Annotated in this window: 10 protein-coding genes; 8 read left to right on the forward strand and 2 right to left on the reverse strand. The window is 31.0% G+C overall.

The features are described 5' to 3' along the window. The first annotated feature begins 3 nt into the window (after positions 1-3). From ybeY to OQ292_RS09320, 5 genes are all read left to right on the forward strand, one after another. On the forward strand, positions 4-423 hold the full coding sequence (gene ybeY, locus OQ292_RS09300; RefSeq protein ID WP_284685996.1) for an rRNA maturation RNase YbeY: 420 nt from the start codon (positions 4-6) through the stop codon (positions 421-423). 126 nt (positions 424-549) lie between these two features. Beyond that, complete coding sequence (locus OQ292_RS09305) at positions 550-1674, forward strand: hypothetical protein (protein ID WP_284685786.1); 1125 nt, start codon at positions 550-552, stop codon at positions 1672-1674. A gap of 1144 nt (positions 1675-2818) precedes the next feature. Beyond that, the gene (gene mnmG, locus OQ292_RS09310) at positions 2819-4702 is read left to right on the forward strand and encodes a tRNA uridine-5-carboxymethylaminomethyl(34) synthesis enzyme MnmG (RefSeq protein ID WP_284685787.1); all 1884 of its coding nucleotides are present in this window, start codon (positions 2819-2821) and stop codon (positions 4700-4702) included. A gap of 52 nt (positions 4703-4754) precedes the next feature. After that, a complete protein-coding gene (locus OQ292_RS09315; RefSeq protein WP_284685788.1) occupies positions 4755-6866 on the forward strand; it encodes an Ig-like domain-containing domain in 2112 nt (703 codons plus the stop codon). A 476-nt stretch (positions 6867-7342) separates the two neighbouring features. Continuing rightward, the gene (locus OQ292_RS09320) at positions 7343-9157 is read left to right on the forward strand and encodes a tetratricopeptide repeat protein (protein ID WP_284685789.1); all 1815 of its coding nucleotides are present in this window, start codon (positions 7343-7345) and stop codon (positions 9155-9157) included. Between the two features lie 86 nt (positions 9158-9243). Here OQ292_RS09320 and OQ292_RS09325 read toward each other — a convergent pair whose 3' ends face one another. Next, a complete protein-coding gene (locus OQ292_RS09325; protein WP_284685790.1) occupies positions 9244-9591 on the reverse strand; it encodes a rhodanese-like domain-containing protein in 348 nt (115 codons plus the stop codon). A gap of 114 nt (positions 9592-9705) precedes the next feature. Here OQ292_RS09325 and OQ292_RS09330 point away from each other — a divergent pair, with 114 nt between their 5' ends. The 3 genes from OQ292_RS09330 to OQ292_RS09340 all read left to right on the forward strand — a co-directional run bounded on the left by OQ292_RS09330 (position 9706) and on the right by OQ292_RS09340 (position 15291). Then, positions 9706-10563: a hypothetical protein gene (locus OQ292_RS09330; RefSeq protein ID WP_284685791.1), complete on the forward strand. Its 858-nt coding sequence runs from the start codon at positions 9706-9708 to the stop codon at positions 10561-10563. A gap of 184 nt (positions 10564-10747) precedes the next feature. Then, entirely contained in the window at positions 10748-13684 is a 2937-nt protein-coding gene (locus OQ292_RS09335; RefSeq protein ID WP_284685792.1) for a WD40/YVTN/BNR-like repeat-containing protein, read from the forward strand. A 182-nt stretch (positions 13685-13866) separates the two neighbouring features. Further along, the gene (locus OQ292_RS09340) at positions 13867-15291 is read left to right on the forward strand and encodes a TonB-dependent receptor (RefSeq protein WP_284685793.1); all 1425 of its coding nucleotides are present in this window, start codon (positions 13867-13869) and stop codon (positions 15289-15291) included. Between the two features lie 182 nt (positions 15292-15473). Here OQ292_RS09340 and OQ292_RS09345 read toward each other — a convergent pair whose 3' ends face one another. After that, positions 15474-16325: an N-acetylmuramoyl-L-alanine amidase gene (locus OQ292_RS09345; RefSeq protein WP_284685794.1), complete on the reverse strand. Its 852-nt coding sequence runs from the start codon at positions 16323-16325 to the stop codon at positions 15474-15476. Positions 16326-16369 lie beyond the last annotated feature (44 nt).

Consider the following 16369-nt stretch of genomic DNA (forward strand, 5'->3'; position numbering starts at 1 on the left):
TATATTTTTTTTTATGAAGACTTAAACGACTTTGAGCTTCATAACTCTTCATTAGTTGCAGATTGGATTTCAGAAATAGTCCAAAAGAACAATTACAGTATCTCAAATGCAAATGTTATTTTTTGCAGTGATACTTATTTACATGAAATCAATCTGCAATACCTGCAACATGATACCTATACTGATATAGTTACATTTAACAATAGTGATGTATCTAATGAGATAGATACAGACATTTTTATAAGTGTAGATAGAGTACAAGAAAATGCAGATAATCTAAATATTTCTTTTGTAGACGAATTACATAGAGTTATTATTCATGGCTTTCTACATTTAGTTGGCTTTAATGATAAATCTAAAGCTGATAAAGAAATAATGCGGCAAGAAGAAACTGCTGCATTATCTAAAAGAAAATTTATTTAAGACTAAATTTTATTTAAACAAAGAAGACTCTCCTAAACTGATTTAAGAGAGTCTTTTTTTATTTAAAATAAAGCATTAATATCTGACTATCAATAAGTTATACTTAAACAATCATTTTATTTTTAAATGAAATACCTTTCCAATATTATTATTTTGTTTTTACTCACGAGCTGTAATAATTATAATAACCTACTCACCTCAAAAACTTGGATTCCAATAAAAGTTGAAAATGAAAGTAATAGCAGCCATATTTTACCACAAGCTTTAACTTTCACAAATACAAGTAAAGTCAAGTTTCATGTTATTGGAACAAATGCTAGTAAATTTTCAACTTATACTATTAATGGAAATAGGATAAATATCAGTGATAGTATAAGTAGCAATCTACTTCAAATAAAATCCATCAACGAAAGTGAATTGGAAGTAGAATTAAATAAGAATTCACATATCACATTTACACATATAAATCAAACTAACCCAAACCTAACAGAAGAACTTAAAGAAAAACTAATAAATCATGCTTGGCTGGGTAGCGATTCAGTTTTATATGACTTTAAAAATTCTTTAGACTCTAGCATCGTTCATACAGAATTTCATAGTGATTTATATGATATTGAATTATTTAATAAAAAGAACAACTACTTTACAAAGTATAAATATGGCTTTTGGGGACTTAACTACTTCGAAGGAAATAACTTTCTAATGATAAATAATTTTGAGTCTAATTATCACCAATTGTTCATTCTAGAAAATATTTCTGCAAATGTAATTGATGGCTACACTTATAATTGGCAAGGAGAAAAAACTCCATTTCAATTATCCTTTATAGAAAGTGATACTAATAATAAAACTCAATTAATAGGAGAGTGGCAAATTGACTCATATAAAGAAATCATTCCAGAATACTTTAATGATATATGGTACACTCTCGAAGATGAAAAAGGAATTACAGAATCTGACCTAGAGGCAAAAAATATTTTTATGTACTTCTATTCCGATCAAACCTTTCAAATAAAAGTTAAAGACAATACAATTATGTCGGGTAGATGGGAACTAGATCCATCGGATAAAATCATAAAACTTAGAAGTGAACATATCTATAATAATGAGAAAAGTTATAGAACAACTCACATAAGCATAATCAATATAAACCAGCAAGAATTAAAAGTTTTTAAAAAAGAAGATATAATTACAGATCCACATAGTTTTGAAAGAAAAGGATACATTGAGATTTACAAAAGAATTAACTAAATCAATTACATAAAGAAGATGGCTGTTTCATTAGACCACAAATTTGTTTTTCATACCAACTTCTTCACTTCTGCAAGGTACCGGGTTATACAAAACAAAGAAATCAGATAACTTCAAAAAGTTAAATTCCAATTACTATATAATAAAAAAATCAGTTCTAATTACCACGCACTGCCATTTTTCATTTCTAGTCTAGAATAGTTTAATTTCCGTTGCTATCTCATAAGGAGATAATTTTTAAATTAAATTCTTACAGTATCCAACCACTTAAAGAGAATAGGATAGCTAGTGAGGTCAACACTTTTATGGATTCTATAAAAACAACTATATCTAAAACATACAATATTAGTAAACTGTGAATCTCTCGTACTCACCACTTTCAGTTTCCAATTTATTAATTTTTAGTATCTAGAATAGATATATAATATTAATCTCTTTATTAACCTTTATGAAAACAGACTTACAATCTGAATTAATGCTTATCTAATTATCACCTTTCCAACTTCCATTAGTTAATAGAAAGTCTACAAAACTGAATGTGCCGCGAATTAATATAAAAACTCATACTTTAATTATATTCCTTAACACTTACAGTCTGATCAAAATACACTTAAGCATTAAATATATTTGGGTCTAAATCATATTTAAATTATATATCTGCTAATATTTTTTTGAATAGAAGATATATCAATTTACTTGATCATTTAATAACAAGTATATAAAGAGCTATACAAAGTGACATAGAAATATATACCTATTATGCTTTAATCTCAACTGAAGAAGATATAATTAAATAATCACATGAATATCTAAAAACACATACCTTATATAGTTGAATGAATTACCTGATTAAAGATTAATTATTTCACATAAAACCTCATAATCTATTTGTATACTCAGATTATAATCCACTTTTAACTTTTTTTATTAATCTTAAATAAACCAATTTTATTTATCTATCCTTTATTACTTATGTATCAAAATACTTAATTGAAAGATTAGTAAAAACAATTAATTAAATGCTAGTAACTTTGCTTTTAGTGGATATCTTGAGATTCCATATTTAAACATAAAATTAATCGTATTTGGAAAAATAGAAATGTTCCACGTGGAACATTCAATTTAATTGATAAAAGACATAAACATGAAAAGTAATTATGATGTGATTGTAGTTGGAGCAGGGCATGCAGGATGTGAGGCTGCTAATGCTGCTGCAACACTTGGTGCAGAAGTTTTATTAGTTACTATGGACATGAACAAGATTGCACAGATGAGTTGTAATCCTGCGATGGGAGGTGTAGCGAAAGGGCAAATTGTAAGAGAGATTGATGCTTTAGGAGGAATGAGTGGGATAGTTACAGATAAATCTATGATTCAATTTAGAATCTTAAATAGATCAAAAGGTCCAGCAATGTGGAGTCCGAGAGCACAAAGTGATAGAATGAGATTTGCAGAAGAGTGGAGGATGGCTCTAGAGAAAAACCCTAATGTAGATTTCTGGCAAGAAATGGTTACTGAGCTTATAGTTAAGAATGATAAAGTATGTGGAGTAAAAACAGCTTTAGGCATTGAATTTAATGCTAAAGCAGTAGTTCTCACTAATGGAACATTTTTAAATGGGTTAATACATATAGGAGAGAAAAACTTTGGGGGTGGTAGAGCAGGGGATAGAGCCTCAAAGGGACTTACAGAGCAATTAGTGGAATTAGGTTTCGAGTCTGGAAGAATGAAAACCGGGACTCCACCTAGAGTAGATGGCAGAAGTATCGATTATTCTGTAATGGAAGAGCAAAAGGGTGATGAAGGAGCTGGTAAATTCTCTTACTCTGATGAAACTTCATCACTTACTAAACAAAGAAGCTGCTTTATTACCTATACAAATGAAGAAGTACACGACACTTTAAAGAAAGGTTTCGATCGTTCTCCTATGTTTAATGGTAGAATACAAGGTCTTGGACCAAGATACTGCCCTTCTATAGAAGATAAAATCAATCGATTCGCAGAAAGAAACCGCCATCAGATATTTGTAGAACCTGAAGGTTGGGATACTGTAGAAGTATATGTGAATGGTTTTTCTACTTCATTGCCATTTGAAGTGCAGTACGAGGCATTGAGGAAAATAAAAGGATTCGAAAATGCACTAATGTTCAGACCAGGCTATGCAATTGAGTATGATTTCTTTCCACCCACACAGCTTAATCTCTCTTTAGAAACAAAGGTTGTAGAAAACTTATTCTTTGCAGGGCAAATTAACGGTACAACAGGATATGAAGAAGCCGCTTCACAAGGTTTAATGGCCGGAATTAATGCATTCCAAAAAGTAAATAATAAAGAAAGCTTTATACTAAAAAGATCAGAAGCATATATCGGTGTATTAATAGACGATTTAATTAACAAAGGTACCAATGAACCTTATAGGATGTTCACATCTAGAGCAGAATATAGAATTCTACTAAGACAAGATAATGCTGATGTTCGCCTTACTCAAAAAGGATATGATTTAGGTCTTGCTTCTAAAGAACGATTAGACAAAGTGAAAGATAAAGAAATTAACGTAATAGAACTGACTGAATTTCTTAAAAATGAAAGTATAGCACCTCAAGAAGTAAATGAAACACTTAAAACCTTAAATTCAGCTCCATTAGAACAAAAAGTTAAAATGGCTCAGGTTTTAAAGAGACCACAAGTTAGACTTTCTGATATTCAGAATTGTAACCCCGTAATAAAAGAAAGGGTAGCGAAGTATGATGATTTAGTGAAAGAACAAACTGAAATTCTTTTAAAGTATGAGAATTACATAGAAAAAGAAGAAAAGGTAGCTCTCAAACTTAATAAGCTGGAAAATCTTCAGATAAAAGACTCTCTTAATTATGCACAGATAAAAGCCCTATCTAATGAAGCAAGAGAGAAATTATTGAAGATTAAGCCAAAAACCATAGGTCAAGCTTCTAGAATTAGTGGAGTTAGTCCAGCGGATATCTCTATTTTAATGGTTTATATAGAAAGCCAAACTTTAAAAACAAATTAATAAATAATTATAGTTTAAACAGACAAACACTAAATAGTATAACCATTTAAAGATGAAGAATTTTTTTTTATATTCTTTAATAGTATTTACCGTGCTATTTTTAACCAGATGTGCAAGTGTTCAACCTCCTCCTGGTGGACCAAAAGATGAAAAAGAACCAGAATTAATATCTACTATTCCTGTGACTGGTAGTAAAAATTATAAAGGGAGAACAGTTCAATTTCTTTTTGATGAAGCAGTAGAACTAGATAATATATATAAACAGCTTTTAATTACTCCACAAACTGAAAACCTTAAATATGAATCTCGTGTAAAAAAGAACAGAGTTATTATAGACTTTGAAGAAGCTTTTGATGAAAATACTACATATACGATAAATCTTAGAGATGCTGTAGTAGATATTACCGAGAAAAATATAGCGAAAAATGTAAAGGTGGCCTTTAGTACTGGTAATTTTATTGATTCACTAAGTATTGAAGGTACCGTTGCTGATCTCTTTACTGGTATACCTCCTGAAAACGCTACTGTAATGTTACTTAGACCAGAAGATACACTTAGCGTTCAAGATCCTTATTATTTATCTAAGATAGAGAAAGATGGAAGTTATATAGTCGAAAATATTAAAGAAGGAGAGTATCAGATATTCGCTTTAGCAGAAGAAGACAATAATTATAAATACACAAAAGACGAAGAAGAAAAAATAGGTTTCATTACAGAAAATATACAATTAGATACTGTGATAACAAACCTAGATTTTAAAGTAGCTTCATACGATAATAAAGAACTCACTTTTACAAGGGCAGTAAGTCGAAACCAATATGTAGAATTAACTTTCTCAAAACCATTAAAAGATATTCAATTAACTTTTGAAGATTCTTTGATGCAAGACTCTATTATTTATGGTATTGAAAATGAATTAGTTAGACTTTATAATATAAATAACCTTACTAAAAAAGAAGAAGAGCCTAATGCTAAAAAAGAAAAAAACACAGTACAGGTAAAGAAGAAGAAAAAAAGGAAGAAAAAAGATAAAGATCAAACAGAAATTGTAGCTGAAGAAGAAATTGAAGTTCAAGATTCTATAATTGCTTATATCACTGCAACAGATTTACTTGATAATCAGATAATTGATACAGCAAAGTTTATTTTTTCTAGTGAAAGATTTACCGATCCTAAAGATTTTACCTTAACTGTTAAACCACAAAAAGGTACAAAAAAAATCGTAGATGAGGTATTTAACATTGAGCTTACATTTAACAAACCAATTACTCAATTTAATCAAGAAGGTATTCATCTATTAAATAAAAGAGATACCACATTAACTAGAATAAATAAGCAGTACGATCTAGTAAAATCTGATACACTGCGTATCCCTGCTGAACTGAGTTATCTAAAATCTAATAACCTAAATGCAAGTGATTTTAAAGAGTGGGAAGATACACTAAAACTCGTAGTAGACAAGAAGTATGTGATTGATAATCAATCTCTTAGTGATGACTTTAACCTATTACTTCCTCATCAGAACTCTAATTATGCTAGAAAAGCAAAAAAACTAGATAACAAGTCTAAAGATTACTATTTTTTCTCTATTCAAACTTATGATACTACCAGTGTCTCTATAGATACTGCTTACCAGCAAACTGTTGCTGTAGATACTCTACCATTTATTGGAAACATTATAAGTAATAGTTTAAATACTTTTTACACGATTCCAGATTACACTTTTACTGAGACCGAAAACCTATATATAGATTCAACAGCATTTATCTCTATAGAAGATGACTCTGTCGCAAATACAACTATAGCTTTTCAAGCAAAAATTATAGAGGATTATGGATCGCTAGGAGGGAGTATACAAATAGATACTATTCCATTTTTTGTTCAGGTACTCAGCGATAAATACGAAATGGAACAAGAATTATATAATAAAAAATCTTTCCGCTTCGATTATGTAGAGCCTGGTACAAAATATATAAGAATACTTATCGATAATAATAAAGACGGTACATGGGATAAAGGCTCTTTTCTTGAAAGAATTCCACCTGAAGAGGTTTATTTTAGAAAAGCTGGAGGCCTCGATTTGCGTCCAAACTGGGAAATTCTTGATATTAGGCTCTCAAATAGTGAGTTATCAACATATCAACAGAATAAACCTGATAACTAATCAACAATTCACGATTTTTGTTAACAAACTGTTGATAAGGTGTTAGTTTTTATCAACAGTTTCAACAAAAACTTACATTTTACTAACCATGTAATTAAAATGTGGATAATTCAATATTTTTCAACAACTTATTCAACGGTTATCAACAAATTATAAAACAAAAAAAGTTATTCACATTTGTTATTAACTGTGTTGATAACTATCGTAAAATACTACAAATCAGATATTTAAATAGTGAATAAACTGTTGATAAGTTAATAAAACTGTTGAAAACTATTAGAAAAAGAGAGTTATTCACATATTCACAGCATAATAGTAATAACAAGTAAGAAATTTTTTAAATATTTTATTTTTTTATTATTAATGATGTTGATAATTGATAAAAGATTAAATAAGGAATTTTTATAAAGGTATATTAGGTTCATCTAAGAAAGGACCTTCTATTTTTTGAGCATATTCATTCAAATAATCATCTAATGAAATTCATTTATATCCTCTCAACATTTTTATTTCTGTTGATAAGTAATGCATCAATTACTTATGCTCAGGAAAATACATTAGCACTTGCTAACGAGTACTACTCTAATAATGAATTAGAAAAAGCCATTGAGCTTTACGAAAAATTGTTGAAGAAAGATGACAATATTGCTGCGGTGCATAAAAATTATCTTGATGCACTTTTTAAACTTCAAGATTTTAAGGAAGCAGATAAATATTTAAAGAGGATATTAAAATATGAACCATTAAATGCTCAGTATAATGTTGACTATGGTAGATACTTGACGCTTTCTGGAAGTAAAGAAAAAGCGGAAGATTATTATGATGAATATTTAGAGAAAATAAAAAGAGAAAATAATCAACTGAGGTATGCAGCTATTTACTTTATAAATGAAAAACAATTTGAATATGCTGAAAAAGCTTTTATGCTTGGTAGAAAAAATGACAAATACGACTTCTATCAAGAGTTAGCAGATTTGTACTCAAATTGGGGTAAGAAAGAATTAATGCTTCAGGAGTACATGTCTCTGTTAATGTTCGATGATTCTCAGCTTGAGTATGTTGAAACCATGCTGCAAGATAGAATTACAGACGAAGAAGAATTTGATAATTTGGAAACTGAGTTAATTCAGGCTGTTCAAAAGAATCCTGATAAAACAGTATATAATGAATTGCTCATTTGGTACTTTTTGCAGAAGAATGATTTTTATAAAGCTTTTATTCAAGCAAGAGCTGTTGATAAACGTCAAAAGTTAGATGGTTTTAAAATAATGGAAATTGGCAGGCTTGCATTAAATAATGCTTCTTATAAAGATGCTATAAGAATTTTTGAATACTTGGTTGAAAAGTATAATGACAAACCAGTTTATTCAATTTCAAGAAGAATGCTGATTAATGCCAAAGAGCAATTAGTAAAAAATACTTATCCGGTAGATCAGGAAAAAATAAAATCTTTAGCGCTAGATTATGATAAAATTATTCAGGAATTAGGCATAAACAGAAATACAGCAGATGCAGTAAGAAGCATGGCTCTGTTGCAGGCATTCTATCTTAATAATAAAGATACTGCAGTTACAATTCTTGAAAATCTCATTCAACTTAGAGGCATGAAACCCTCTTTAATATCAGAAGCAAAACTAGATTTAGGCGATATTTATTTATTAAAAGGAGAACCTTGGGAAGCTTCATTATTATATTCTCAAGTAGAAAAGGCAGAGAAAGATCAAAACCTTGGACACATTGCTAAATTAAAAAATGCAAAATTGTCTTATTATAAAGGTGAGTTTGAATTAGCAAGAGCACACTTAGATGTTTTAAAATTGGCTACATCTAGAGAAATAGCTAATGATGCAATGGACCTATCTCTATTAATTCAAGATAATTTAGACTTAGATACTTCTGCAACTGTAATGAGTGAATATGCCGAAATTGACCTTTTGGTTTTTCAAAGCCATTTTGAAGAAGCATTAGATAGATATAAGCAACTACTTAAAGCACATAAAGATCATAGCTTAGCAGACGAGATAATGTGGGAGAGCGCAAATATTTTAATGAAGTTGGGTAGGTTTGAAGAAGCTGTTGTATATCTCGAAGATATTTTGAAAGATCATGCTTTTGATATATTGGGAGACGATGCCAACTTTACTTTAGGTAAAATCGAAGAAGATTACATGCACAATAGTGAAAAAGCTCAGGAAATATATACCAAACAATTAAAAGATTATCCAGGAAGTATATTTAATGTAGAAGCAAGAAAAAGACTCAGAAAACTTAGAGGAGACAATTTGAACTAATAAAAAAAACCTCACTGTACAGTGAGGTTTTTTTCATATGTTGAGTTTATGCTAAGTAAGTATTCATTTTTTGGAAAGGAAAAATATTAAACTGTTCTACCGGTATAGGCATTAATACCTCCTTTTAAATTATAAACTTTTTCGAAACCGAGTTTTACCATTCTTTTACAAGCTCTGGCAGAGCGTCCACCTTTTTGGCAATAAACAAAATAAGTTTTGTCTTTGTCAAATTTAGCTAATTTATTATTGAAGTTAGGGTTCATGATGTCAATATTCATCGAATGAGGAATTTTTTCATCATCAAATTCATTTCTACTCCTTACATCAATAATCATCGATTTAGGCGTTTCTCTTATGGCATTTTTAAATTCATCTGCCTCTAATGATGTGTAGAGGCTATTACCACCGAATATATTTTTTAAGAAATCAAACATATCTTTTTAATCTTTTGCACAAAAATAATCAGTAGAATTTATAATCAGTATAACATTCTTGAATACAAACATATTTCGGTATATTTTTGAGGCAAGCCAAGCAATGATATACAAATGAATAAGAGACTAAGCATTTTCGTAAAGGGACTAGTGTATTATATAATTTTTATACTAGTGGGTTTTGGAATCACCGGTAGAGTTGAAAGACAACACAATGTCATTTCTGCTGATACGACAGTTACTGTAAACAATGAAAAATACGCAGCTGTAGACCTTGTAAAAAAATATCAACCTATTTTATTTTCCGAGAAAAAAGACCCAGCTCCGGTTGATATGAAATATGAAATTACCGAACAAGAAAATGCCTTTGTAATTACATATCATACAGAATGGGAAGATGAAGATCATCCGAACTTTATACAAGATATTGCATGGAGAGTTTTTCGCTTTTCTTATTTCGGGTTTAACCTCAACGATAGCGAGTACATTCAAGTAGATATTGATAAAAAAACTGGAAATCTTGCTAAAGCAAAATTTGATAGCCCGGATGTGAGTAAATCGAGTTTGTGGGCTCATGATAAGCGAATTACCACCGAGCTAGATAGTAAAGGCCAAGGTTTATATGATGTATATAAAATTAAGAATGATGAAAAAACCTTAACAAGTGAATATACAATTAAAGGAAATGTATTAACACTTGAAATAAAAAACTGGAATCATTTGTATGAAGTTGCCGAAAATACAGATGAAGCTAATAAGGTCGATTTTAAATTAACTTATTTAGATGGAGATGTATACAAAAAATATAAATATGCTAGGAGACATTTTGGTGATATACATACTGCAGAAACTGTTGCAAATGCACCAATCATATTTTTTGTGAGTCTTATTTTCGTTACATACTTTGTAATACTTATTCGTGATTATACTTTCTCAGAAAAAAAAAATAAAAAGCAATCTGAGAATGCATAAAATATAAATGCCCAATAGATGAAAAAGCGGCACTTTTCTAATTTAGAAAAGTGTCGCTTTTTTTTATAAACATACTTCAGTAGATTACTTTCTCAGTTTTTAGGATAATTTTTAATATTAAAAAGGAAACATTTCTTCATATATAAGTTCTCTGATCTTAAAGTCAATTATTAAACTACAGAAGATGAAATTAAAAACTACCAGTAATTTTTTACTGCTAATAACTTGTAGCAGTTTGCTATTTTTTAATCAAGTTTTTGCCCAACCAGCTTTTACATCGTCCAAAAAAAGAATGGACGGTATGCAACAAAGAAAAAAGCTACTAGAAAACTCGCTTATAAAAAATGTAAATTTTAAGAGCATTGGTCCAACAGTAATGAGTGGAAGGGTGGTCGATCTTGATGTAAACCCTGAAGACCCGAGTCATTTTTACATTGGTTTTGCTTCTGGTGGTTTGTGGAAAACTACTAGCAATGGCATGGATATGCAACCACTTTTTCAGCATCAAGAAAGTATAACTGTTGGCGATATTGCTGTAAACTGGAAAAATGGAGAAACAATATGGCTTGGCTCCGGTGAAAATAATTCGAGCAGGTCTTCTTATGCAGGTACTGGTATTTATAAAAGTACAGATAAAGGCGAAACTTGGGAGCATCTCGGTTTAGAAGGAACACATCATATTGGTAGGGTAATACTTCATCCTTCAAATCCAGATGTTGTTTGGGTAGCCGCTTTGGGTAATTTGTATTCATCAAACAAAGACAGAGGAATTTACAAAACCGAAGATGGTGGCAAAAGCTGGAAAAAGATATTATTTATTAATGATAATACTGGTTTTATAGATTTGGTAATCGACCCATCTAATCCAGAAGTACTTTATGCAGCTTCATGGGAGAAAGAAAGAAAAGCTTGGGATTTTGTAGGCTCAGGAGATGGCTCGGATATATATAAAACAACCGATGGTGGTAAAAACTGGAAAAAGATAAACACAGGTAAAAATGGATTTCCAGATGATAAAGGTGTAGGTAGAATTGGTTTAGATATTTCAGTATCAAATTCTCAAATTATATATGCTGTTCTTGATAATCAAAACAGAAGATCGAAGTCAGAAGATGTAAGTGAAAAAGCAATAGTAACAACAGAGTTACTTTCGTCTATCGATAATGAAGCTTTTATTAATCTGAGTGATAAAGAAATAAATGATTATTTAGATAAAAATAATTTTCCCCGACAATATAATGCTACCGAAATAAAAGAAGCAGTAAAGCAAGGAGAGTTAAAACCAGTTGCTTTAGTAGATTATCTCGGAGACGCCAATACATCATTATTCGAAACACCCGTAATTGGTACTGAAATTTACAGGTCTGATGATGGTGGAAATAACTGGAAAAAAATGAATGATGATTATATCGATGGAGTCTATTATTCTTATGGTTATTACTTCGGTCAAATTAGAGTTTCACCAACTAATCCAGATAAAATTTACACTTTCGGGGTCCCAGTTATAAAATCGGAAGATGCAGGAAAAACTTGGAAAAATATTAATGGTGGAAATGTACATGCAGATCATCATGCACTTTGGCTTAACCCAAACAAAGATGGACATTTAGTTTTAGGAAATGATGGAGGTGTAAATATTTCTTACGACGATGGTAATTCTTGGATAAAGTGTAATAATGTTCCGCTAGGTCAATTTTATGCAGTCAACTACGATTTGGCAAAACCATATAATGTATATGGAGGATTGCAAGATAATGGAGTTTGGTATGGTTCGCACAATGCCAACATTAGCACCAGTTGGGAAATGGAAGGAGCCAATCCTTTTAAAGAATTAATGGGTGGTGATGGAATGCAGGTAGAAATTGATACAAGAAATAATAATATTGTTTATGCCGGCTTTCAGTTTGGCTATTATTTCAGAATTAATAAAGCAACTGGCGAAAGAAAAATGATTCAGCCAAAACACGAATTAGGCGAAAAACCACTCAGGTTTAATTGGCAAAGTCCCATTCATTTGTCAAAGCACAATCAAGATATACTTTATTTTGGCTCAAATAAATTTCATCGCTCTTTAAATCAAGGTGATGATTTTGAAACACTTTCTGGTGATTTAACTAATGGTGGAAAAAATGGAAATGTACCTTATGGAACACTCACTGATATTAATGAATCTCCTTTAAAATTTGGGTTACTTTATGTTGGTACAGATGACGGATTGGTTCATGTATCTAAAGATGGAGGATATAATTGGACAAAAATAACAGCCGATTTACCTGAAAATATGTGGGTGAGTAGAGTAACTGCATCTGCATTTTCAGAATCTAGAGTTTATTTGAGTTTAAACGGGTACCGTTGGGATAATTTTGATGCAATGGTTTATGTATCAGAAGATTATGGGAAAACATGGACTGCTATTGGAAAAGACTTACCAGCAGAATCTGTAAATGTGATAAAAGAAGATCCTAAAAATGAGAATATACTTTATGTAGGTACAGACCACGGCTTGTATATTTCTTTAGATCGAGGTAAAAGTTTTATGATGGCAGGAGAGTCTTTGCCTAATGTACCAGTGCACGATTTGGTAATTCACCCAAAAGAAAATGAGCTTATAGTTGGTACTCACGGTAGGTCAATTTATATTGCTGATGTTTCATTAATTCAAAAACTAACAGAAGATATACTAAGTAAAAGCTTGTATTCTTTTGAGCTCGATGAAGTTAGATATAGCGATCGTTGGGGAAATAGCATAGGAGCAAGTTGGTATGGATTTAATGAACCTACTTTACAAATTCCATTTTATGTAAATACAAGTGGTACTGTAAGTATAAATGTTATTTCTGAAAAAGGCACAGTTCTAAAAACAGAAGAAATGGAAGTGCAAAAAGGATTGAATTATTTTCATTACGATATGAGTATAAGTGAAAGCGCTGTTGCTCAATTTTCTAAAGAGTTAACAGAAATAGATGGTAATTTGGATAAAAATGAAAACGGAAAAGTTTACCTTAAACAAGGAACTTATACTATAGAACTCAAATTAAGTGGTAGCACTGTAAAAGAAATGTTTACAGTAAAGCCAGTAAATAAAAGACCCGAAAGAAAACCTTTAGAAAAAACACCATAATAATATAAAAACCCGGTATTGCATCGGGTTTCCTTTTTTTAATAGGTAATTTTAGTAGACGGAAAAAATTAATCCTTCAAAGAAATTATATAAAAGGCTAATTAATTTTAAACATATTCCGTTGTATTTTTTTGATATAATATATTACAGTTTTTATTAACTAAAACGTCTGGCATTCAACTATGGACTTCGCCAAAAAACTTACTACAAAAGAGAAAGCTCTTCGAATAAATCTTGATAATAAAATTTATGGATCGTTTGCAGAAATTGGAGCTGGCCAAGATGTGGCAGCAAATTTCTTTAAAGCCGGAGGAGCATCAGGTACAGTAGCAAAAACAATGTCGGCATATGATATGGCATTTAGTGATGCTATTTACGGACCCGAAGAAACAAAAAGATATGTTTGCGAGCCCAGGTTGATAAAAATGATTGACAAAGAGTATCGCTTGTGTATTAAGAGATTACAACACAAAGCAGAAGATACTTGCTTTTTTGCATTTGCAGATACCGTAGAGGCACTCAATTATAAAAGAACAAATGAAGGTAGAGGCTGGATGGGGCTTCGGTATCAGTTAACACCTAAAAGTGAACCCAACGAATGTGTTATTCACATTCGAATGAAAGACAACGATCCTATATTACAGCAACAAGCAGTTGGCTATGTTGGAGTAAATCTAATTTACGGTTGTTTCTTTTTATATGATAATCCAGAAGAATTATTGAATTCATTGTTAGACGAAGTAACATCTAACAGAATGGAAATTGACTTTTTTAGATTATCTGGTCCAGATTTTAAAGATGTAGATAACAGAATCTTCAGTTTAAAACTGGTGAAAAACGGATTGACAAAAGCAACCATGTTTGGTCCGGATGGAGAGGTGTTACAGCCAGCCGATGTTTTATACAAAAAGAACATCTTGATTTTAAGAGGTCGTTTTAGACCTGTAACTAAGGTAAATATTGATATGCTCGAAAGAGGCTATGCACAGTTCAGCAAAGAGCCAGATGTGAATCCAGAAAATATCATTACACTTTCAGAGCTTACTCTTTCAGACTTAAAAGATTCTAACGAAGGAGAAATTGATGAAAAAGATTTTATGGACAGAGTAAATATTCTGTGTTCATTGGGTCAAACTGTAATGATCTCCAACTATCAAGAATATTATAAGCTAATTGCTTATCTCTCTAAATTCACTAGAAATAAAAAAATCGGGATGATTCTCGGTGTGTATAGCATTGAGAAAATCTTTATGGAAAAATATTATACCGATTTAAAAGGTGGAATTTTAGAGTCTTTTGGTATTTTGTTCGGTAGAAATATTAAGCTTTTGGTTTACCCATCTTACAGAAAAGGTTCTAGTGAAATTATACACAGCGAAGATATTTTCTTGCCAGAGCATTTAGTGCAATTATTTATGTATCTGGTTGCCAATAATAAAATTGAAAATATTTTAGGCTGTGATGAAAAACACCTCCATATTATTTCTGATGATGTTTTAACCTCAATAAAAAATGGAGAAACTTCTTGGGAAGAGCTTGTGCCTCAGAAAGTAGCTGAACAGATTAAAGATAATTGTCTGTTTGACTATCCGTGCAAGATTGAATAATATATAAAAGATAAAGATTAAAAAGATTGAGGAGGGGAAATAATAAAAGCCGCATCAGTAACACGGCTCTTATTTGGTCAAATTATTAAAGCTATCGAACATCAAGTACAGGAATAAAGCATCCTGTAAGCTTTCTTTTTTACGATGGCTTTTTATATATATTTTATGTTTCTTGATTTTTTTTAATCTTTATCGATATTTTCTTCAGTTTTATCTTCAGTTTCTTCTACTTCGTCTAAACTACTAGTCGTAGACTCATCGCTTTTTTCATCTTTATCGAAAGCTTCCTGATTAAAAGTTTCTGGTAGAGTAGTGGCTGTCATTCCTGCAGCACTTAAAGCAGAAAGCATTTCAATTAAGTCTGGCTGTGGGTGTACATCAGAAATATCTGATCTTACACTTACATGAGAAAATATACCTGGAGTACCTCTTAGTGCTCTATCTGAAATATCCCACATATCTGCCTGATAAGTTTTAGGAATAGAATATACCTCACAAAGATACAACAGTAATTTGCTGAGCGATTCAATCTGGTTTTCTGAATATTTGTGGTAAAATCGGTGATTTCTAAATTTATCTATATACTCAATTACTTGATCCTCTGGTACTGTTGTTCTGTATGCAGTATAGAATTTGCCATTTTCCCAAGAAAGTGCTCCCGCATTACAAAGCATAATTGCTATCGAACCTTTTTCAAGCGATCTTGTATGAAAGCGATCTTTATATCTGGCAGGTACTTCATTACTACTCACATGAGTGTTTAAGTGCATAGCCCAATATTTTGATGGAAAGGCACTATAAATTTGACCATCTTTATAGCTTGCCGCATTTGAGTAGGGTTTACCAGCTATACATAAACAAGCTCCAATTCTTGGACCTTTACTTCTCCAGTTTTCAATTACATCTGCAGGATTTGGGTGAGATACAGAGTGATGTAAAAATATTTGTTTTTTTTGTTGTATCTCGCGGAAATAATCAGTTTGAGAGCTGATCGGATAAAGTACAACTTTGCTTAAGTCAAGCGGTGATTTCATCGGTTACTTTTCCTTTAAAGGTTAGTATATCAAAAATTGGCTTC

It is taken from the genome of Chondrinema litorale (assembly GCF_026250525.1).
In the GTDB taxonomy this organism is placed as follows: Bacteria; Bacteroidota; Bacteroidia; order Cytophagales; family Flammeovirgaceae; genus Chondrinema; species Chondrinema litorale.